This window comes from uncultured Kocuria sp. (genome assembly GCF_947500125.1).
Classification (GTDB): Bacteria; Actinomycetota; Actinomycetes; order Actinomycetales; family Micrococcaceae; genus Kocuria.
The window spans coordinates 43,360-63,457 of the sequence record NZ_CANMRA010000012.1 but is presented as its reverse complement, the minus strand read 5'-3'; the positions used below and the strand labels follow the sequence as shown (position 1 = coordinate 63,457).

At 73.8% G+C, this 20,098-nt stretch carries 20 protein-coding genes; 9 read left to right on the top strand and 11 right to left on the bottom strand.

Translation table 11 applies throughout. The annotated features are described in order from the left end of the window. Positions 1–124: 124 nt before the first annotated feature. A complete protein-coding gene (serC, locus tag Q0817_RS09920) occupies positions 125–1,264 on the top strand; it encodes a phosphoserine transaminase (protein ID WP_298586536.1) in 1,140 nt (379 codons plus the stop codon). Here the strand turns inward: serC and Q0817_RS09915 are convergent. The 3 genes from Q0817_RS09915 to Q0817_RS09905 form a co-directional block, all read right to left on the bottom strand. Beyond that, entirely contained in the window at positions 1,261–2,481 is a 1,221-nt protein-coding gene (locus Q0817_RS09915; protein WP_298586533.1) for an MFS transporter, read from the bottom strand. The two genes, serC and Q0817_RS09915, sit on opposite strands and share 4 nt — an antisense overlap. A 53-nt stretch (positions 2,482–2,534) precedes the next feature. Beyond that, positions 2,535–3,089 (bottom strand): DUF3027 domain-containing protein, encoded by a 555-nt coding sequence (locus tag Q0817_RS09910; RefSeq protein WP_298586530.1) that lies wholly within the window; start codon positions 3,087–3,089, stop codon positions 2,535–2,537. A gap of 135 nt (positions 3,090–3,224) precedes the next feature. Further along, positions 3,225–3,608: a cold-shock protein gene (locus Q0817_RS09905; RefSeq protein ID WP_298586527.1), complete on the bottom strand. Its 384-nt coding sequence runs from the start codon at positions 3,606–3,608 to the stop codon at positions 3,225–3,227. A gap of 153 nt (positions 3,609–3,761) precedes the next feature. Between Q0817_RS09905 and Q0817_RS09900 the strand changes: the two genes are divergently transcribed. From Q0817_RS09900 to Q0817_RS09880, 5 genes are read left to right on the top strand one after another with little or no spacing between them, the layout of a single operon-like run. Beyond that, positions 3,762–4,019, top strand: coding sequence for a hypothetical protein (locus Q0817_RS09900; RefSeq protein ID WP_298586523.1), 258 nt, complete (start codon positions 3,762–3,764; stop codon positions 4,017–4,019). A gap of 3 nt (positions 4,020–4,022) precedes the next feature. Further along, the gene (locus Q0817_RS09895) at positions 4,023–6,161 is read left to right on the top strand and encodes a helicase-associated domain-containing protein (protein ID WP_298586520.1); all 2,139 of its coding nucleotides are present in this window, start codon (positions 4,023–4,025) and stop codon (positions 6,159–6,161) included. Further along, positions 6,149–7,825 carry a DNA repair helicase XPB gene (locus Q0817_RS09890; RefSeq protein WP_298586517.1) on the top strand — a complete coding sequence of 559 codons (1,677 nt, stop codon included), beginning with the start codon at positions 6,149–6,151 and terminating at the stop codon, positions 7,823–7,825. The genes Q0817_RS09895 and Q0817_RS09890 overlap by 13 nt, the downstream gene beginning before the upstream one ends. Before the next feature lie 36 nt (positions 7,826–7,861). Further along, positions 7,862–8,584, top strand: coding sequence for a response regulator transcription factor (locus Q0817_RS09885; protein ID WP_298586515.1), 723 nt, complete (start codon positions 7,862–7,864; stop codon positions 8,582–8,584). Positions 8,585–8,596: 12 nt separating this feature from the next. Next, on the top strand, positions 8,597–10,063 hold the full coding sequence (locus tag Q0817_RS09880) for a cell wall metabolism sensor histidine kinase WalK (RefSeq protein ID WP_298586512.1): 1,467 nt from the start codon (positions 8,597–8,599) through the stop codon (positions 10,061–10,063). A 9-nt stretch (positions 10,064–10,072) separates the two neighbouring features. Here the strand turns inward: Q0817_RS09880 and Q0817_RS09875 are convergent, their stop codons facing one another. From Q0817_RS09875 to Q0817_RS09845, 7 genes are all read right to left on the bottom strand, one after another. Then, positions 10,073–11,065, bottom strand: a complete 993-nt coding sequence (locus Q0817_RS09875; RefSeq protein ID WP_298586509.1) for an RNase H family protein — start codon at positions 11,063–11,065, stop codon at positions 10,073–10,075. A gap of 61 nt (positions 11,066–11,126) precedes the next feature. Further along, positions 11,127–11,834 carry an MgtC/SapB family protein gene (locus Q0817_RS09870; RefSeq protein WP_298586506.1) on the bottom strand — a complete coding sequence of 236 codons (708 nt, stop codon included), beginning with the start codon at positions 11,832–11,834 and terminating at the stop codon, positions 11,127–11,129. Positions 11,835–11,986: 152 nt separating this feature from the next. Continuing rightward, positions 11,987–13,618, bottom strand: coding sequence for a chaperonin GroEL (gene groL, locus Q0817_RS09865; RefSeq protein ID WP_298586503.1), 1,632 nt, complete (start codon positions 13,616–13,618; stop codon positions 11,987–11,989). A gap of 250 nt (positions 13,619–13,868) precedes the next feature. Then, positions 13,869–14,468, bottom strand: a complete 600-nt coding sequence (locus Q0817_RS09860) for a GNAT family N-acetyltransferase (protein WP_298586500.1) — start codon at positions 14,466–14,468, stop codon at positions 13,869–13,871. Positions 14,469–14,583: 115 nt separating this feature from the next. Further along, complete coding sequence (locus tag Q0817_RS09855) at positions 14,584–14,802, bottom strand: hypothetical protein (RefSeq protein WP_298586497.1); 219 nt, start codon at positions 14,800–14,802, stop codon at positions 14,584–14,586. Beyond that, a complete protein-coding gene (locus Q0817_RS09850) occupies positions 14,799–15,140 on the bottom strand; it encodes a DUF3263 domain-containing protein (RefSeq protein ID WP_298586688.1) in 342 nt (113 codons plus the stop codon). Before Q0817_RS09850 ends, Q0817_RS09855 begins: the two co-directional genes overlap by 4 nt. 101 nt (positions 15,141–15,241) lie before the next feature. Then, positions 15,242–15,949, bottom strand: coding sequence for an SDR family oxidoreductase (locus Q0817_RS09845; RefSeq protein ID WP_298586494.1), 708 nt, complete (start codon positions 15,947–15,949; stop codon positions 15,242–15,244). A gap of 111 nt (positions 15,950–16,060) precedes the next feature. Between Q0817_RS09845 and Q0817_RS09840 the strand changes: the two genes are divergently transcribed. The 3 genes from Q0817_RS09840 to Q0817_RS09830 all read left to right on the top strand — a co-directional run bounded on the left by Q0817_RS09840 (position 16,061) and on the right by Q0817_RS09830 (position 18,901). Beyond that, a complete protein-coding gene (locus tag Q0817_RS09840; RefSeq protein ID WP_298586491.1) occupies positions 16,061–17,188 on the top strand; it encodes a YihY/virulence factor BrkB family protein in 1,128 nt (375 codons plus the stop codon). Positions 17,189–17,264: 76 nt separating this feature from the next. Further along, on the top strand, positions 17,265–17,942 hold the full coding sequence (locus Q0817_RS09835) for a uracil-DNA glycosylase (RefSeq protein WP_298586488.1): 678 nt from the start codon (positions 17,265–17,267) through the stop codon (positions 17,940–17,942). Between the two features lie 38 nt (positions 17,943–17,980). Next, positions 17,981–18,901: a siderophore-interacting protein gene (locus Q0817_RS09830; protein WP_298586484.1), complete on the top strand. Its 921-nt coding sequence runs from the start codon at positions 17,981–17,983 to the stop codon at positions 18,899–18,901. Between the two features lie 66 nt (positions 18,902–18,967). On the opposite strand, the gene Q0817_RS09825 is transcribed toward Q0817_RS09830, so the two are convergent. Further along, positions 18,968–20,089 (bottom strand): zinc-binding dehydrogenase, encoded by a 1,122-nt coding sequence (locus Q0817_RS09825; RefSeq protein WP_298586481.1) that lies wholly within the window; start codon positions 20,087–20,089, stop codon positions 18,968–18,970. Positions 20,090–20,098: the final 9 nt, after the last annotated feature.

Genomic DNA, 20,098 nt, shown 5'->3' with positions numbered 1-20,098 from the left:
GTCCGCGCGTGGGGCAGAATGGGCCGGGGCGCCACCGGCGCGAGCACCCCTTCCGGCGGCCGCGCCCACCGCCCGCCATCCACTGCGCGTCATCCACCGCCTGCCGACCACCAGGGAGCGCCCGTTGCCCGCACACGTCACCATCCCCCAGCACCTGCTGCCCGCCGACGGCCGGTTCGGCGCCGGCCCCTCGAAGATCCGCCCCGCCCAGGTCGACGCCGTGGCCCGCGCGGGGACCGCCCTGCTCGGCACCTCGCACCGCCAGGCGCCGGTCCAGGAGCTCGTGGGCTCGGTGCGCGAGGGTCTCGCGCAGTTCCTGGGCCTGCCCGGGGACCACGAGGTGCTGCTGGGCCTGGGCGGGGCCACCGCGTTCTGGGACGCCGCGGCCTTCGGGCTCGTGCAGCGCAGGGCGCAGCACCTGACGTTCGGCGAATTCGGGGCGAAGTTCGCCCAGGCCACCGACGGCGCCCCGTTCCTGGAGGCCTCCTCGATCGTGGAGTCCGCACCCGGGACGCGCCCGGAGCCGCGGGCGGAGGACGGCGTGGACGTCTACGCGTGGCCCCAGAACGAGACCTCCACCGGGGTCGCCGCGCCCGTGGCCCGCCCCGCCGGCATCGGGGACGAGGCGCTGGTGCTGGTCGACGCCACCTCGGCCGCCGGCGGGATGGCCGCGGACCTGGCCGCGACGGACGTCTACTACTTCTCCCCGCAGAAGAACTTCGGCTCCGACGGCGGACTGTGGCTGGGGGCGTTCTCCCCCGCGGCGATCGAGCGGATCGAGCGGATCGGCGCCTCGGAGCGGTGGATCCCCGACTTCCTGCAGCTCACCACGGCGCTCGAGAACTCCCGGAAGAACCAGACCTACAACACACCCGCCCTGGCCACCCTGGTCATGCTCGACGAGCAGGTCCGCTGGCTCAACGACCAGGGCGGAATGGCGTGGGCCTCGGCCCGCACGAAGGAGTCCTCCGACCTCGTCTACGCGTGGGCCGAGGCGTCCCCCTTCGCGAGCCCGTTCGTGGTCCGCCCGGAGGACCGCTCCACGGTGATCACCACCGTGGACTTCGACGACACCGTGGACGCGGCCGGGGTCGCGGCGGTCCTGCGCGCCCACGGCGTGGTGGACGTCGAGCCCTACCGCAAGCTGGGGCGCAACCAGCTGCGGATCGCCACGTTCGTCTCGATCGAACCCGACGACGTCGCCCGGCTGCTGCGCTGTGTCGACCACGTCGTCGAGCAGCTCCGCGGACCGTCAGGGCGCTAGCCGGCGTCCTCGGCGGACGCACGTCCTGCGCGCAGGCGCCACCACACGACGAAGCCCACCAGGGCTCCGCCGAGCCCCGCCGCCACGGCGACGCCCATGCCCCAGCGCGCGCCGAGGGCGTCGGTGATCCAGCCGACGACCGGCGCCCCGATCGGGGTGCCGCCCATGAAGATCGCCATGTAGAGGCTCATGACGCGCCCGCGCATCACCGGCGAGGTGGTCGACTGCACGTACGCGTTGGCGGTGGTCATGATGGTCAGCGAGGACAGCCCGCAGGGGACCAGCCACAGCGCGAACAGCGTGAGGCCGGGCGCCGTCGCCGCTCCCAGGCAGCTGAGGGCGAAGACGGCGCTGCCCCCGTAGACGTAGCGCAGCCGGGCGCTGCGCCGCCGGGCGGAGAGCAGGGCGCCCGCCACCGTGCCGACCGCGAGGACCGAGTTGAGCAGCCCGAAGGTCTCCGAGCCGCGGCCGAACTCGGGGCCGGCCATGGCCGCCAGGAACACCGCGAAGTTCAGCCCGAAGGTGCCGATGAGGAAGATCGTGATCAGCACCGCCACGATGTCGGGACGGCTGCCGACGTAGGCCAGTCCCTCGCGGATCTGCCCCCGCCCCCGCCCGGACCGGGGCATCCCGCGCAGCTCGTCCGTGCGGATCGCGAGGACGGCGGCGAGCATGGCGCCGAAGGTCAGCGTGTTGAGGAGGAACACCCAGCCCGACCCGATCGAGGCGACGAGCACGCCGGCCACGGCGGGCCCGATCATCCGGGCCGTGTTGAACGAGGTCGCGTTCAGGGCCACGGCGTTGGAGAGGTAGGCGTCGTCGACCATCTCCGAGACGAAGGTCTGGCGCACAGGGGCGTCCAGCGTGGAAACGACGCCCAGGGCGAGGGCGAAGCCGTAGACGTGCCACAGGGTGGCCGCGTCGGCCAGGACCAGCGCCCCCAGACCCGCCGCCAGCACCGCCATGGCCGTCTGCGTCCACAGCAGCAGGCGCCGCCGGTCGAGCCGGTCCGCGAGCACGCCGGCCCAGGGCGCGAGGAAGAGCTGGGGCAGGAACTGCAGGGCCGTCACCACGCCCATGGCGGTGGCGTCGTGGTCCGAGAGCTCGTCGAAGACCAGCCACGACTGGGCCGTGCGCTGCATCCACGTCCCGATGTTGGACACGAGCGCGCCCAGGAACCACAGGCGGTAGTTGCGGAACCGGAAGGACCGGAACATTCCGCGCGCGGGCTCCGGGGCCTCGTCCGTCCCCGCGGTCCCCGGCGGAGCGGTCAGGACCGCTCGCCCTCCTGCGGCGGGACGGACCCGTCCTCGGCCGCGGGGCGGTCCTCGGGGGCCCGGTCGCCGCCGGAGGCACCGCGAGCGCCTCCGGAAGCCTCGGCCGCGGCGTTCTCCCCGGCCTCGTCCTCGGCCCGGTCCTGCTCCTCCTGGGCCTTCTCCTCGGGGCTCACCCGGGCGGCCCACGGGACCCACTCGGGCGCGAGAAGGGCGTCCTCCCCCGGCAGCAGGCCGACCTCGCAGACCGTGACCGCTTTGCTGCGCGGGGCGCGGGCCAGGCTCGCGAACCAGTTCCAGCCCCGGTAGCCGGGCAGCGTGCACTCGAAGAGGTGGACCACCAGCCGGTCCTCCTCCACCGTCACCCGGTGCCCGGGGCCGATCTGCGAGGGCTCCGCGATCTGCTCCACCCCGGCGCGGGCCGTGGCGACGTCGGCCACGAGCAGGGGGTCCTGCTTCGGGGCCCGGCGGCGGCGGGGCGCCGGTGTCGCCGGCTCGGGCGCCGGGGGCACGGCCTCGTCGGTCGCGTCCTGGACGGTCTCCTCGGTCACTGCTGGTCTCCCTCGTGCTGGATGTCGGCGATGGATGCCGGTGGTGGGTCCCGGTCGTGGGTCCCGGTCATGAGTCCCGGTCGTGGGTCCCGGTGGTGGAGCTGGTCCCCGCGGCGGGCGCTCGGGGCGGTGGCCTCAGACGTCCAGGTTGTCGGCCACCGTGCGCAGGATCGCGGCGATCTTCTTCCCGTGCGGGGAGTCGGGGTAGCGGCCCCGGTGCAGCCCGTTGGACATGTCGTCCAGGAGCTTAATGAGGTCCTCCGTGATGACCGCCATCTCGTCGGCGGGCTTCCGGACGTTCTTTGCGACCGACGGGGTCCGGTCCAGGATCCGGGCGGAGAGCGCCTGCGCGCCGCGCCGGCCCTGGGCGACCCCGAACTCCATCCGCGTACCCGGCTTCACCGTGGTGGCCCCGGAGGGCAGCGCCGAGGAGGGCAGGAACACTTCCTGGCCGTCGTCGGCCGCCAGGAAGCCGAAGCCCTTCTTCGCATCGAACCACTTGACCTTGCCGGTGGGCACGCTGTCTCCCTCGTCCTCGTGTTCGTGGAGGGGCGGCCCGTCGGTCACTGCCGCCGGGCCACCCTGTGGAACCTCCCATTCTAGCCCTGCTCCGCGGGCGGGGACCGCCGGGCGCGGTCAGCAGCACACCGCTCCGCTCGGTATTCTGGACCCATGCCTGCTTCCGACGACCGTGCGGCCGCGCCCGCGAACCGCACCGCCCGACACCCCGGGGTCGACGTCCTCGGCGTCTCCGCGGTCGTGCTCGGCCTGGTGTGCGCGGTGTGCCTCGCCCTGCTGCTGGTGCTCAAGGCCGTCGGCGCGGACCCCTGGGACGGGCTCACGGTGGTTCCGTGGTTCGCGCTCCCCGTGGCGTTCCTGCTGTTCTGCGCGGTCCTCGTGCGCTCCCTGCTGCGCCGCCGCCGGGCCTGATCCGTGCTCCCGGACGGCCTGCTCCGGGATCTCGCGTCCCGCTCCCCGGCCGAGCTGCGCGAGCTGCTCGCCGCCCGGCCGGACGCCGTGCGCCCGGGCACGGCGTCGGTCGAGGACCTCGCCGAGGCGCTGCTGTCCCGTGCGGGGCTGCGCCGGGCCCTCGACGCGCTCTCCCGGCCCGAGCTGGACGCCGTCGAGCGCGCCGTGGTGCTGGGCCCGCCGGACGGGCCCGCCGCGCGCCTGCCGGCCGGCCCGCCCTGGGACCGGCTGCACCGCCTGGGTCTCGTGCACCGGGACGGCGACGCGCTGCGGCTCGTGCCCGGGCTGGCGGAGGCCCTCGGCCGCTATCCGGCGGGCCTCGGCCGCCCCCGGCCGGTGCTCGCGGCCCTCGCCGCACGCCTGCGCGGTGACGCACCGGCCGCGGCGGGACCCGTGGCCGGGCCCCGCACCGCCGAGGAGCTCGCGCGGTGGCCCGCACCGGTGCGGGAGGTCCTCGAACGGTTCCGCTCCCGTCCCGTGGGCGCCCTGCCCGATGCCCTGCGCCGTACCGACCCCGCGGCCGACGCCGACGCCCGGCCCGTCGACTGGCTCCTGGCCCACGGCGTCCTGTTCCCCGTGGACTCCCGCCACGTGGAGCTCCCCCGGGAGGTCGGCCTGCTCCTGCGCGGTCCCGACCCCTGGGCCACGATGTCCCTGGAGCCGCCCGTCCGGCCGGGCGCGCGCGTGCCCAACCGGGTGCGGGACAACGCCGCCGCCGCGGCGGTCGAGCAGCTGCTGCGGCGCACCGCGGCGCTGCGCGCCGAGCTGCGGGCCCGGCCGCTGAGCACCCTGCGGGCGGGCGCGATCGGCGTGCGCGAGCTGCGCCGCCTGCGCTCGGCCCTGGGCGTCGAGCACGCTGAGCTCGTCCGCCTCCTCGGCCTGGGCGAGCTCGCCGGGCTCGTGCGGCTGGACCCGGACACCTCGGCCTGGCGCCCCGCGCCGGCGCCCTTCGAGGACGCCGAGCGCACCGACCAGTGGTGGCACGTGGTGCGGTCGTGGCTGGCCTCCGACGTCGTCCCCTCGGCGGTGGGTCTGCCCCTGGCCGACGGCTCGGTCGTCGGGGTCCTGACCCGCGGCACGCACGCCCCGGAGGCCCCGGCCGTGCGCCGGGCGCTGCTGGCCGCCCACGCCGAGCTCGCCGAGCGGGCGCCGGGTGGCCACGGCCCCGAGGACGTCCTGGCGCTCGCCCGCTGGCGGCGCCCCCGTCTGGCCAGGGCCCTGGACCGGTGGGGCCCGGGGATGCTGACGGAGGCCGCCGAGCTCGGTCTGCTGGGCGCCGACGTCCTCACTGCTCCCGGTCTGGCCCTCGCGGAGGACCGGCCCGGGGACGCCGCCCGCTCCGTGGCCGGGTGGCTCCCGGCGCCCTCGCGGACCGTGCTGCTGCAGAGCGACCTCACGGCCACGGCCACCGGCTACCTCGCCCCGGACGTGGCCCGCGCCCTCGACCGGCTGGCGGAGCCGGAGGGCCACGGGCCGGTCCCGCGGCACCGTTTCAGCGAGCGCTCCCTGCACCGCGCGCTCGACGCAGGCTGGACCCCGCCCTCGATCCTGGCGTGGCTCGAGGAGCACGGCCGGGGCACGGTGCCGCAGGCCCTGGCCTACCTGGTCGAGGAGGCGGGCCGGGGGCACGGGCGGATCCGGATCACCCGGGCGGACTGGGTGCTCACCGGTGAGGACGAGCTGCTGGAGGCGCTCGCCGGCTCCCCGGACCTCGCGGGGCGGCGGCTGCGCCGGCCCGCGCCCGGCGTGCTCGTGGTCGGCCCCGGCGAGGAGGTCCCCGGCCGGCGCCGGGGACCGGCCGGCCGGGACGGCGAGCTCCGCGAGCTCGCGGCCGCCGTCCGGGCCACGGGCACGGAGCCGGCGCTAGACGTCGCCCCCGCGGAGCCCGCCCCGCCGGTCCCGGCCGCGGACCCGACCCTGCTGCTCGAGGTCCCCGCTCCGCGCCTGCCCGTCCCCTCAGCGGCGGAGATCCAGGAGCTGGTGGACCGGCTCACCGGCCGGGACCGGTTGCGGCGCCCGATCGACGATCCTGCCGACGACCCGACCCATGACCCGACCGACAACCCGACCGACAACGGAGGAGCCGCCCCGTGGGACCCCTGATCGTCCAGAGCGACCGGACCGTGCTGCTCGAGCTCGACCACGAGGACGCCGACGACGCCCGGCGGGAGCTCGCCGCCTTCGCCGAGCTCGAGCGCGCCCCGGAGCACGTGCACACCTACCGCATCACCCCGCTGGGCCTGTGGAACGCCCGGGCCGCCGGGCTGGACGCCGAGCAGGTGCTCGACGTCCTCCTCACCCGGTCCCGCTTCCCGGTCCCCCACGCCCTGCTCCTGGACATCGACGAGACGATGTCCCGCTACGGCCGGCTCGTGCTCGAGAAGGACCCCGTGCACGGGCTCGTGCTGCGCAGCCACGACGCCCCCGTCCTGGAGGAGATCGCCCGGCACCGCAGGATCGCCCCGCTGCTCGGTCCCCGCATCGACGGCGCCACCACGGTGGTGCACGCGAGCGCGCGCGGCCAGCTCAAGCAACTGCTGCTCACCGTGGGCTGGCCGGCGGAGGACCGGGCCGGCTACGTGGACGGCACGCCCCACCCCGTCGCCCTGACGGAGACGGACCCGGTCACCGGCGAGGCCTGGGCCCTGCGCCCGTACCAGCGCCACGCCGTGGAGAACTTCTGGGCGGGCGGCAGCGGCGTCGTCGTCCTGCCCTGCGGCGCCGGCAAGACGCTGGTGGGCGCCGGGGTCATGGCCGCGAGCTCCACGACGACGCTCGTCCTGGTCACGAACACGGTCTCGGCGCGGCAGTGGAAGGCCGAGCTGCTGCGCCGGACCACCCTCGCGGAGGACGAGATCGGTGAGTACTCCGGGGCCGTCAAGGAGGTCCGCCCCGTGACGATCGCCACCTACCAGGTGCTGACCGCGCGCCGCGGCGGGATCCACCCCCACCTGGAACTGCTCGACGGCCACGACTGGGGGCTGATCGTCTACGACGAGGTGCACCTGCTGCCCGCCCCCGTGTTCCGGATGACCGCAGAGCTGCAGGCGCGGCGCCGGCTGGGCCTCACGGCCACCCTGGTGCGCGAGGACCACCGGGAGGGCGAGGTGTTCTCCCTCATCGGCCCCAAGCGCTACGACGCGCTGTGGCGGGAGATCGAGGCCCAGGGCCACATCGCACCCGCCGACTGCGTCGAGGTCCGGGTGGAGCTGCCCCTCGCGGACCGGATGGCCTACGCCTCCGCCGAGGACGCCGACCGGCACCGCCTCGCCTCGTCCTCCCCGCACAAGCTCGACGTCGTCGCCCGGCTCGTGGCGCGCCACCGCGGGGAGCCGGTGCTCGTGATCGGGCAGTTCCTGGACCAGCTCGACGAGCTGGGCGCGCTGCTCGACGCCCCGGTGCTCAAGGGCAGCACGAGCACGGCACGGCGGGAGAAGCTCTTCGCCGCGTTCCGTGCCGGGGAGCTGCCGGTGCTCGTGGTCTCGAAGGTCGCGAACTTCTCGGTCGACCTGCCGGAGGCCTCGGTCGCGGTGCAGGTCTCGGGGGCCTTCGGCTCGCGGCAGGAGGAGGCGCAGCGCCTGGGCCGGCTGCTGCGGCCCAAGCGCGACGGCCGCCCGGCGACGTTCTACACCGTGGTGGCCCGCGACACCGTGGACGCCGGCTACGCGGCCAAGCGCCGCCGTTTCCTCGCGGAGCAGGGCTACGCCTACCGGATCGTCGACGCCGCGGCCGTCGAGGCCCCCGGCGAACTCCCGGAGGACCGGTGACCGCCGTTCAGGCGGCGTTCAGGGTGTTCCGAGAAAATGGGTGGCGTGAAGAACGAGAACCCCGAAGCGAAACTGCTCGTCGTCGACGACGAGCCCAACATCCTCGAGCTGCTGGCCACGTCCCTGCGCTTCGCCGGCTTCGAGGTGGTCACCGCCGCCAACGGCCGTGACGCCCTCGCCAAGGCGGAGTCCGAGAACCCGGACCTCGCGGTGCTCGACGTCATGCTCCCGGACATGGACGGCTTCTCCGTCACCCGCAAGCTGCGCGCGTCCGGGCGGCACTTCCCGATCCTCTTCCTCACGGCCAAGGACGAGACCGAGGACAAGGTCACCGGGCTGACCGTGGGCGGTGACGACTACGTCACCAAGCCCTTCAGCCTCGACGAGGTCGTCGCCCGCATCCGCGCCGTCCTGCGCCGCACGCAGCCCGCCGAGGAGGACGACTCCCGGCTGCGCGTGGACGACCTGGTCCTCGACGACGACGCGCACGAGGTGTTCCGGGGAGATCGCGAGATCGACCTGTCCCCCACCGAGTTCAAGCTGCTGCGCTACCTCATGCTCAACCCGAACCGGGTGCTGTCCAAGGCGCAGATCCTCGACCACGTGTGGGAGTACGACTTCAACGGGGACGCCTCGATCGTGGAGTCCTACATCTCCTACCTGCGCCGGAAGATCGACAACGACCCGGAGCTGCCGCCGCTGATCCACACCAAGCGCGGCGTCGGCTACCTCCTGCGGTCCTCGCACAAGAACCACTGACCCGGTCCCGGGATGCACACCCTGTCCTCCCGGTGGCGCTCGGCCTCGCTGCGCTCACAGCTCATGGTGCTCACGGGTCTGCTCCTGGCGCTGTCCATCCTGGTGACGAGCTTCGTGGCGATCTCGGTGCTGCGGACCTCGCTCCTGAACGACATCGACCGCGGGCTTGAGGACTCCGTCCGGTCGGTCTCCACGGTGCTGGTGGCCGACATGGGCAGCGGGCAGGGCGTGCAGGTGCCCCACGCCGGGTTCCTGCTCGACGCCGAGGGGAGAACGCTCGCCGAGGCGGTGCACACGCCCGACGGAGTGCTCGAGCGCCGGCCCGACCTCTCGCAGATCAACCTCGAGCAGGTGCGGGAGAACCCCTTCGAGCCGACGACCGTGGGCTCCGTGGACGCCCCGGACCGCCGGTGGCGGGTGGTCGCAGCCGAGACGGAGCGGCTGAACCTGGTGGTGGCGGTCGTCGAGCCGCTCGACGACATGAACGCCATGCTCAGCGCGGTGACCCTCCTGACGCTGAGCTTCGGCGTGGCGACCCTGTTCGCGGCCATGGCCGTCGGCTGGGTCCTGGTCACCCGCGCGTTCGCGCCCCTGCACCGCGTGGAGCAGACCGCCGCCCGCATCGCGGAGGGCGACCTCTCCCAGCGCATGGAGGGCTACAACCGGCAGACGGAGATCGGCCAGCTCTCGGCCTCCCTCAACGCGATGCTCGGCCACATCGAGGACGCCTTCGACGCCCGGACCCGGTCCGAGGCCAAGCTGCGGCGGTTCGTGGCCGACGCCTCCCACGAGCTGCGCACGCCCCTGGTGACCATCCGCGGCTACTCGGAGCTCTACCGGCACGGCGCCCTGCAGGAGCCCGAGGACGTGGCCGGCGCGATGTCCCGGATCGAGTCGGAGGCCAAGCGGATGACGCAGCTCGTGGAGGACCTGCTGATGCTCGCGCGCCTCGACGAGCGGCGGCCCGGCGAGAACGTCGACGTGGACCTGCTGCACCTCGCGTTCGACGCGGCCGGGGACGCCCGGGTCTCGGCCCCCGACCGGCGGATCGCCGTCGAGGGCCTGGGGGGCGGGTCACCGGTCTCGGCGTGGGTGCACGGTGACGAGTTCCGGCTGCGGCAGGTCGTGGCGAACCTCGTGACCAACGCCCTGCGCTACACCCCGGAGGGCACGCCGATCGAGATCGCGGTGGGCGTGGAGCGCTCGGTGGACGACTCCTTCAACGCCGTCCTGCAGGTGCGCGACCACGGCCCGGGCATCCAGGGCGAGGACGCGGAGCGCGTCTTCGAGCGCTTCTACCGGGCCGACTCCTCCCGCACGCGGGAGACCGGCGGCACGGGGCTGGGACTGTCGATCGTGGCCGCGATCGTCCAGCAGCACGACGGCACCGTGCGGCTCACCGGGACCCCCGGCGGCGGGGCGACGATGACCGTGCGCGTGCCGGGCATCGAGCCCGCCGACGACGCCCCCGAGGTGTGACCGGGCCCGTCAGGACTCGTAGGTGCCCTGGTGGAAGCGCAGCTGCCAGGGACCCAGCTCGTTGCGGGAGTCCTCCCGGACCCACAGGGAGCTGCGCAGGCTCGTGCGGTCCCCCGCCGTGAGCCGGTAGACGAGGTGCACGGCCGCGGGGCCGAGCTCGGTGGTCGTGAGCACGTGCACGTCCACCGCGCCGGGGGACGGTTCGCGGGGCAGCCGGTCGAGGACGTCCTGCCGGGACCGCCACGATCCCGAGGCACCGACCTCGGCGAAGCCCTCGTGCAGCAGCTGGCCCAGCCGGCCCGGGTCCGCCCTGACCTCCGGGCGCAGCAGGTCCCGCTCGAGGGCCTGGACGGTCTCCCCCGCCGTCCGGCCGCGGGCCAGCTCCTCCTCGTGGGCGAGCAGCTCGCTCAGCAGGTCGGGGTCGTGGCGGTCCTCGAGCGCGTCGGGGTCGTGGGCCTCCACCGCCCCGTCCGCGGGCCCCTCCACCGGCCGCGGGGCCGGGGGCCGGGGGCTCGTCGCGTCCGGGCGCCGGGCGGCGCCGTCGAAGCCGGGCCCCTCGGGCGCGGGGCGCCCGGTCTGGAACGCGGTGGCCACCGCGCGGGCGCGGGAGTCGGCCGCCTCGTTGAGCTCGTGGCCGGCGTGGCCCTTGACCCACTCGAAGTGCACGTCCCGCCCCGCCATCGCGGCGTCCAGGGCCTTCATGAGCTCCACGTTGAGGACGGGCTTGCCGTCCTTCTTCTTCCAGCCCTTCTTCTTCCAGCCGGGCATCCACTTCGTGATCGAGTTGATGACGTACTGGCTGTCGCACAGCACCCGCAGGGACTCGTCGGGGCGGTGGGCCGTGGCCTCGAGCAGGTCCAGCACGGCCTTGAGCTCGCCCATGTTGTTGGTGCCGTGCGGCCATCCGCCGGCCCGCCAGGTGTTGTCGTCGATGTACCAGGCCCATCCCGCGGGCCCGGGATTGCCCAGCGCGGAGCCGTCGGCGGCAGCAGTGATCGTCATGGCACCCATCTTTTCACGGCGCCCGGACCCGGTGCGCCACGGACCCGGGCGGGCCGCGGGCTCAGTCGCCGGGCTCCTGCTCGAGCTGCTGCTGGGCGACGTCGCGCACCCCGGCGACCTTCGACAGCTGCACGGCCGCCGTGCGCAGGTCCGTCTTGCCGTCGAGCCGCAGGAGCAGCTCCACCTCGGCTCCCCCGGGCCCCTCGACCGTCCGGCTCGAGACCACCGAGGCGCTCAGCTGCAGCTCGTCGACGACCGTGAGGACCTCCCGCAGCACGCCGTGCCCGTCCTCGTAGCGCAGACGGAGGCCCTGCGGGGCCAGCATCCCCGGGAGGCGGTGGGAGATCGGGGTCAGCAGGAGCGCGGAGACGAAGTGCAGTCCCGTGGCGACGACGGCGAGCGGCACGAGCCCGGCCCCGCAGGCCATGCCGATGGCGGCGGAGAGCCAGATGCTCGCGGCCGTGGTCAGGCCGTGCACCACGTCCCGGTTCGTGAAGATCACGCCCGCGCCCAGGAAGCCGATGCCCGTGATGATCTGGGCCGCCACACGGGACGGGTCGGGCCCGGCGTCGATGCCGGGCAGGGCGCCGAAGCCGTAGGCGGACACGAGGGTGAAGACCGCCGCGCCGGTGCCGACGAGGGCGTGCGTGCGCAGTCCGGCGCTCTTGCGCCGCAGCCTCCGCTCGAGGCCCACCAGCGACGTGAGCCCGAAGGCGATGAGCACGAGCGCGACCTGGACGGGAACCGCGTCCCACACGACGACGACCACGGCTCCTCCTCCGGCAGCTGGTCCCTACGATTGAACACCACTTCCGGCGCCGCGGCACCGGGGGCGGGGACGACGACGGGCCGGGCACCTCTTCCGAGGCGCCCGGCCCGTGCCGGATGCGTGCTGGGCACGCTCGACGGGTCAGCCGTCGATCACATCATGCCGCCCATGCCGCCCATGCCGTCGTCGGCACCGGCGCCGGCGCCCGCGGGCTCCGGCTTGTCGGCCACGACGGCCTCGGTGGTGAGGAACAGCCCGGCGATGGACGCCGCGTTCTGCAGCGCGGACCGGGTGACCTTGACCGGGTCGTTGATGCCCGCGGCCATCAGGTCCTCGTACTCGCCGGTGGCGGCGTTGAGGCCGTGGCCCAGGGGCAGGCCACGGACCTTGTCCACGACCACGCCCGCCTCGAGGCCCGAGTTGAGGGCGATCTGCTTGAGCGGGGCGTCGATGGCGACCTTGACGATGTTCGCGCCGGTGGCCTCGTCGCCGGTGAGCTGCAGCTTGTCGAACGCCTTCTGACCGGCCTGGATCAGGGCCACGCCGCCGCCGGCGACGATGCCCTCCTCCACTGCGGCCTTCGCGTTGCGCACGGCGTCCTCGATGCGGTGCTTGCGCTCCTTGAGCTCGACCTCCGTGGCGGCACCGGCCTTGAGGACGGCCACGCCGCCGGCCAGCTTGGCCAGGCGCTCCTGCAGCTTCTCGCGGTCGTAGTCCGAGTCCGAGTTGTTGATCTCGGCGCGGATCTGGGCCACGCGGCCCTCGATCTCCTCGGCGGTGCCGGCGCCGTCGACGATGGTGGTCTCGTCCTTGGTGACGACGACCTTGCGGGCCTGGCCCAGCAGGTCCACGGTGGCGGTCTCGAGGGAGAGCCCGACCTCCTCGGTGATGACCTGGCCACCGGTGAGGATGGCGATGTCGGCCAGCTGCGCCTTGCGGCGATCGCCGAAGCCGGGGGCCTTGACGGCCACGGACTTGATGGAGCCGCGCATCTTGTTGAGCACCAGCAGGGCCAGGGCCTCGCCCTCGACGTCCTCGGCGATGATCAGCAGCGGCTTGCCGGCCTGCATGACCTTCTCGAGCACGGGGACCAGGTCCTTGACGGCGGAGATCTTGGAGTTGACCACGAGGATGTAGGGATCCTCGAGGACGGCCTCCTGGCGGTCCGCGTCGGTGACGAAGTACCCGGACAGGTAGCCCTTGTCGAAGCGCATGCCCTCGGTCAGCTCGAGGTCCAGCCCGAAGGTGTTGGACTCCTCGACCGTGATCACGCCCTCCTTGCCGACCTTCTCCATCGCCTGGGCGATGAGGCGGCCGATCTCGGGGTCGCCGGCGGAGATCGACGCCGTGGCGGCGATCTGCTCCTCGGTCTCGACCTCCTTGGCGGAGGCCAGCAGCTCCTCGGTGACCGCGGCGACGGCCTTCTCGATGCCGCGCTTGAGGCTCAGCGGGTCGGCGCCGGCGGCCACGTTGCGCAGGCCCTCCTTGACGAGCGCCTGGGCGAGCACGGTGGCGGTGGTGGTGCCGTCGCCGGCGATGTCGTCGGTCTTCTTGGCGACCTCCTTGACGAGCTCGGCGCCGATCTTCTCGAACGGCTCGTCGAGCTCGATCTCCTTGGCGATGGACACGCCGTCGTTGGTGATCGTGGGGGCGCCCCAGGCCTTCTCGAGGACCACGTTGCGGCCGCGCGGGCCGAGGGTGACCTTGACGGCGTCGGCCAGGGTGTTCAGGCCCCGCTCGAGACCGCGGCGTGCCTCTTCGTCGAAAGCAATCATCTTTGCCATGTGACTTCGTCCCTCCTGGACGGTAGACAAACGGTCGACCTCCACGGTGCCCGCGACGGACGGCGCGCACGACGGCGGACTCTTCCCGACGCCGCGCGGCACCTCACCGTGGTGGTTGAGGTGTCACTCCTGTGCCGGTGGCTGCCCGGGTCGGGCCGGGGACCGAGCCATTAGCAGTCCACACGACTGAGTGCTAATCGCAATCTTGGCACTCGTCCCCGGAGAGTGCAAACCCCTGAGCGGATTCCGCTCAGCCCTGCCACTCCTCGCGGAGCACGCCGTAGAGCATGCGGTCGTAGTACTCGCCGCGGACCTTGCGGGCCCGGCGGATCCTGGCCTCCTCCGTGAAGCCCAGCTTCACCGCGACCCGGCACATGCCCACGTTGCCGCTCCACGTCTCGAGATCGAGCCGGTGGGAGTCGGAGCGGGCGAAGAGGTGGTCGATCCACAGGCGCAGGGCCTCGGTGCCGTAGCCGCCGCTCCAGTGCTCCGGGGAGTACACGGTGATGCCCAGGGAGCGCAGCGGCAGCAGGTGCGTGCCGTCCCCGGGGTCCTCCGTGGGCTTCTCCGACCAGTACCAGGAGACCTGCCCGATGAACCGGTCGTCGGCGGCGTCGGCGATGACCATCGTCTCGCGCGGGTCCGGCCAGTCCCCCGCCGCCACGTGCTCCCGGAGGGTGCCCAGCCAGCGCTGGGCGCCCTCGGCGGTGAAGTTCGGGTAGAAGGGGCCGTCCGTGCGCTGCCACTCGTGCTCGCCGCCGCCGGCGGGCGGCATGATCCACGTCTCGTAGGCAGCGAGGTCCTCCTCGGTCCAGTCGCGGAGGCGAACTCTGCTTCCTTCGATCTGCACGGCGGTTCCTTCCGGTGGCGTCGGAGTTCGGTGTCGTCGGGGTTCGGTGGCGTCAGGGTCTGTGGCGTCAGGGTTCGGTGGCGCCGGGGCCGGGTCGGCTCGGCAGAGGGTGGGGTCAGGGGCTCGGGGCGGTGGTTCCGGTCGCCGGGGGGCCGTCACCGGGGGCGTTGAGGAACGAGAACACCCCGACGCCGAGGGTCAGCACTCCGGCCAGGACGATGGCGGTGAGCTCCCGGGCGCCCACCCGGACGGTCGGTCGGAGGCCGCGGTGGGCGCCCTGGCGAAGGCCGTCCTCGGGGACGTCGTCGAACTCGTCGTGCGGGTACTGGGTCATCCCCGATCTCCTCGCTGCCGGCGCAGCCGCGCCACGAGCATCGGGTCGTGCTCGAGGGCGGCGCGGGTGTCGATCAGGACGTTGAGCCGCTGGTAGTAGTGGGTGGGCGAGAGGTTAAGGCGGCGGCGGATCTCCATCTCCTTCGCCCCCTGGTACTTCCACTGCAGGTTCTCGAGGGCCAGGATCTCGCGGTCGACGGCGCCCAGGCCGGTGCCGTCGTCGGACGGTTCCCCGTCCGGCTCCCGGCCGGCCGCGGCGTCCCTGTCCGGCACCGGCTCCGCGCGGGGTGCGTCGCCACCGGGTTCGTGGTCGCCGGGCACGACGTCCGCAGGCGCCATGTCGTCCGGCACATCGTCGCCGGGCACGGCGCCCTCGGGCACGGCGTCCTCGGGCACGGCGTCGTCCGGCACATCGTCGCCGGGGGCGTCGTTCTCGCCGGTCACCGCGACTGGGCCCGCGGCCGCACGGAGACGGTCGTCAGCTGCGCGTCCTCGCCCGCGTCCACGACGGCGCGCACCGCCGCGGCCACCGACTCCGGACGGATGTAGCGCTCCGGGACGTACTCGTTGCCCAGGCTCGCCTGGATGTCGCGCTGCATCTGCGTGTCCACGGGACCGGGGTGCACCGAGCTGACCACGATCCCGTCGGCCTCGACCTCCTGGCGGAGCGAGTCGGCGAGCGCGCGCAGGGCGAACTTCGAGGCCGCGTAGACGGCGTCCCCGGCGCGGGCGGTGAGTCCCGAGCCGGAGTTGAGGAACACGACCTTGCCCCGGGCGGCCCGCAGGGCGGGCAGCAGGAGCCGGGTCAGCTCCGCGGGGACCACCACGTTGAGCTCGAGCTGCGCCCGCCAGTCCGCCACGGAGGCGGCCTCCACGGTGGTGCGTCCCGCGACGGCCGCCGAGTGCACGAGGACGTCGACCCGGTCGAGGTCCGCGACCACGGCGGGCAGCGCCGCGACGTCGGTCAGGTCGGCGGCGCGGACGGTGACGTGCGGGAGGTCGGCGAGCTCGGCCAGCCGGCCGGCGTCGCGGCCCAGTGCCAGGACGTCGTGGTCGCGGGCGAGGTCCACCACGCACGCGCGGCCGATGCCTCCGGTGGCCCCGGTGACGACGGCGCGGGGTCGGGTCTCGGTGGGGGAAGCGCTCATGCGCCCACTCTAACCAGTCCGCCGCCGCTCCCGCCCGCCCTCGGACGGAACGGGCGGGGACGGTGACGGCCCCGGTATCCTGACCCGCAGCCGACCACGCGGAGGAGCCCCATGGCAGCCGACCCTCACCCCACGGGCGATCCCGGGGCGGACCCGGACAGCGCGGACAAGCCCTCGTCGCCGGCGCAGATCACGAAACCCTCGTGGGGCTACATCCTGCGCCGGTCGGTCCACGAGTTCCGCCGCGACGAGTGCACGGACTCGGCGGCGGTGATGACGTTCTTCGCCGTGCTCTCTGTCTTCCCGGGGCTGCTCACGGTGGTGTCGACGCTCGGCGTCGTCGGCCAGGCCGAGGCGACCACCAGAACGCTGCTGCGCCTGCTGGACGAGTTCGGCGTCCCCGAGGGGGCCGTGGCCGTGCTCGAGGGGCCAATCAGCGAGCTCACCGCCTTCCCGTCGGCGGGCCTGGCGCTGGTCACCGGCCTGGTCGGCGCGCTCTGGACGGCCTCGGGCTACGTGCGGTCCTTCGGGCGGTCCATGAACCGGATCTACGAGGTCGAGGAGGGGCGCCCCGTCTGGAAGCTCTACCCCCTGATGATCGGGGTGACCCTCTCCCTGGTGGTCCTGGTGGTGGGCATGATGCTCCTCCTGCTGCTCTCCGGGCCGGTCGCCGAGGGCCTCGGCGGGCTGATCGGCCTGGGCGGGGCGGCCCTCCAGCTCTGGCAGGCCGCCCGGATCCCGGCCCTGCTGATGCTGCTCGTCTTCATGATCGCCCTGCTGTACTACGCCACCCCGAACATCCGGCAGCCGAGGTTCCGGTGGCTCAGCATCGGCTCGGTCGTCGCCATCCTGGTCATGGTCGCCGCCACCACCGGGTTCAGCTTCTACGTGTCCAACTTCAACAACTACAACGCCACCTACGGCGCCATCGGCGGCGTCATCGTCCTGCTGCTGTGGCTCTGGATCATGAACATCGTGCTGCTCGCCGGGGCGGAGCTCAACGCGGAGATCGAGCGCGGCCGCCAGCTCCAGGCGGGGATCGAGGCCGAGGAGAACCTGCGGCTGCCGCCGCGGGACCTCCGCGGCGTCCGGCGGCTGCAGGCGAGGGAGCAGGAGCTGGTCGAGGAGGGCCGCGCGCTGCGCCGTCGGCACTCCGGCCCCGACCCCCGGGGCACCGCTGCCCCGGGCACCGCTCCGCGGGAGGCCGCCCCGGCCGGCGACGACGCGGGCCCGGCCTAGAGTGGAGCCCGGCACACCAGCCTCCGCACCGACACCCGCACCGTCATCCCCACCGACACCCGCAGCGAGGAGCACCGTGAGCGAGCCCCAGCCCCTGGACAGGATCATGGCCCCCGACTGGGCGGAGGCCCTGGCCCCGGTGGAACCGCAGATCCGGCAGATGGGCCGGTTCCTGCGCGAGGAGCACGCCGACGGGCACCGCACGCTCCCGGAGGGCGCGGCGGTCCTGCGGGCGTTCCAGGATCCGCTGGAGCAGGTCAGGGTGCTGGTCGTCGGCCAGGACCCCTACCCCACGCCCGGCCACGCCATGGGCCTGTCCTTCTCCGTGCAGCCCCACGTGCGCCCCGTGCCGCGCTCCCTGCAGAACATCTACAAGGAGCTGCAGGAGGACCTCGGCATCGACCCGCCCGAGCACGGGGACCTCTCCGCGTGGTCGCGACAGGGTGTGATGCTCCTGAACCGGGTCCTCACCGTTCGCGAGGGCGCCCCCGCGTCGCACCGCGGCAAGGGCTGGGAGACGGTCACGGAGCGCGCCATCCAGGTCCTCGCCGCCCGCGGGACCCCGCTCGTGGCGATCCTGTGGGGGCGCGACGCCCGCAGCACCGCCGCGTGGCTGGACGGCTTCCCCACGGTCGAGTCCGCGCACCCGTCCCCGCTGTCCGCGTCCCGGGGCTTCTTCGGCTCCCGGCCGTTCTCCCGCACCAACCAGCTCCTGGAGCAGCAGGGAGCCGAGCCCGTCGACTGGCGGCTGTGACCCCGGTGCCCGGTGAGGCCTCCGTTAGGGTGGGCGGCATGACGACGACCCCCGGGGCCCGGCCCGCCAGACCCCGCAAACCGCAGCTGAACCTGACGGTGCGCTCCCGCGAACAGCTGTCCCCGTCCATGGTCCGGGTGGTCCTGGGCCTCGACGAGCCCGAGCGCTACGCGGACATCGACCCGCCGGAGAAGTACGTCAAGCTCGTCTTCCTCCACCCTGGGACGGAGCACACCGGCACGGAGCACACCGGCACGGAGCACTCCGGCCCAGCCCGGCCGGCCGCGGCGGACCCGGGCACGGGGCCCGGCCCGAACCCGGACTACTGGGAGCTCAAGGAGACCCTTCCGGGCGACCGGCAGCCCGTCACCCGCCACCTCACGATCCGCCGGTACGTGCCCGAGCGGCACGAGCTGTGGATGGACTTCGTGCTGCACGGCGACGAGGGCTACGCCGGCCCGTGGGCGGCCCGCGCCGAGCCCGGGGACCGGATCATCGCCCTGGGCCCGGGTGGCAGGTGGACGCCCTCCCCGGACGCCGCATGGACCCTGATCGCCGCCGACGACGCCGCGGTCCCCGCCGCGCTCGCCGTCCTGGAGGCCCTCCCGGCGTCCGCGCACGGCGAGGTGCTCCTGGAGGTGGACTCGCCCCGCGACGTCCAGCCGGTGTCCGGTCCGGCCGGCATGACGGTGCGCTGGGCGTTCCGCGCGGACGGCGGGCCCGGGGAGGACCCGGCCCTGGTGCGGGCCGTGCGCGAGGCCTCGTGGCCCGCGGTCCCGGAGGGTGTGCAGGTCTTCGCCCACGGCGAGCGGGAGGTCATGAAGGCCCTGCGCGAGGAGCTGTTCACCCGCCGCAGGCTCGAGCGGGACCAGGTCTCGCTGTCCGGCTACTGGGCGCGGGGCCGCACCGAGGACGCCTTCCAGGCGGAGAAGAAGCTGCCGGTCGGCCAGATCCTCTGACCCGGACGCGGGACGACGGCGATCACGGTGCGGGGCCGGGGTCCGACGCACCTCGGTCGGCGGGGTTCAGGACTCGGGACCGGGCGGAACCAAGACGAAATTGCCGACGTGCGCCCTGTCGAGAAACGCCCTCTGGGCGGCCGCGATCCGCTCGAGCGGGAAGACCTGGGCCAGGAGAGGCCGGACCTCTCCGCGCTCGATGTACGAGACGACGTCCGGAAACACCTCTTCGTCCCACGCCGTGCACCCGATCAGGGTGAGGTCCTTCAGATAGAAGGTGCGCATGTCGAGTTCGACGACGGGGCCGCCGATGGCGCCGGACGAGACGTACGTCCCGCCCCTCCTGAGGAGCCCGAGCATCGCCGGGAAACCGGGGCCGGCCACGTTGTCGATCACGACGTCGACGCTGTCCGCGCCCAGCACGCCCAGAGGATCGCTGCGTCCGATGACCTCGTCGGCGCCGAGGGCGCGGACCTGGTCCTGCTTGGCGTCACCGGCCATGCCGACGACATGGGCTCCGCGTCGCTTGGCGAGCTGCACCACGGCCGATCCGACGCCACCCGAGGCGCCGGTCACCAGGACCCGTGCCCCCGCGGTGATCCCGGCGCGGCGGACCATGTTCTCCGCCGTCCCGTAGGCGCACGGGACCGTCGCGAGCTCCGCGTCGCTCCAGTCGCAGTCGACGGGGAAGACCTCGTGCGCCGGGACGGCGACGAACTGCGCAAATGCTCCGTCGACGTCCGACCCCAGCCAGATGGTGTCCCACGAGGAGAACCCCTGCGTGCGCATGCAGGGTCGGACCAGCACCCGTGCCCCGAGAACGGACTCGTCGCCGCCGCTACCGACGGCGACGATCCGACCGCAGCAGTCCGCGCCCTGGATCAGGGGAAACGGAGTGACCGCGTTCCAGCCCCCGTCCGGCCGCGTCGAGGCGTCCCCGGCGACGTTCTCGGACGCATCGTTGGTCCCTGCCGTCACCGACGACGAGTACCAGCCGAGCCGGGTGTTGATCTCGGTGTTGTTCATGCCGGCCGCCAAGACGCGCACCAGCACCTCACCGTCGCCCGGCACGGGGACGGGCACCTGGGAGACGACGAGCCGGTCGTAGCCGCCGACGCCGGTCGTGACCACCGCCGTCATGGTCTTACCCGCAGCTCGTCCCGTGGAGTGGGAAGGATCCGTGATCATCCCCCATGA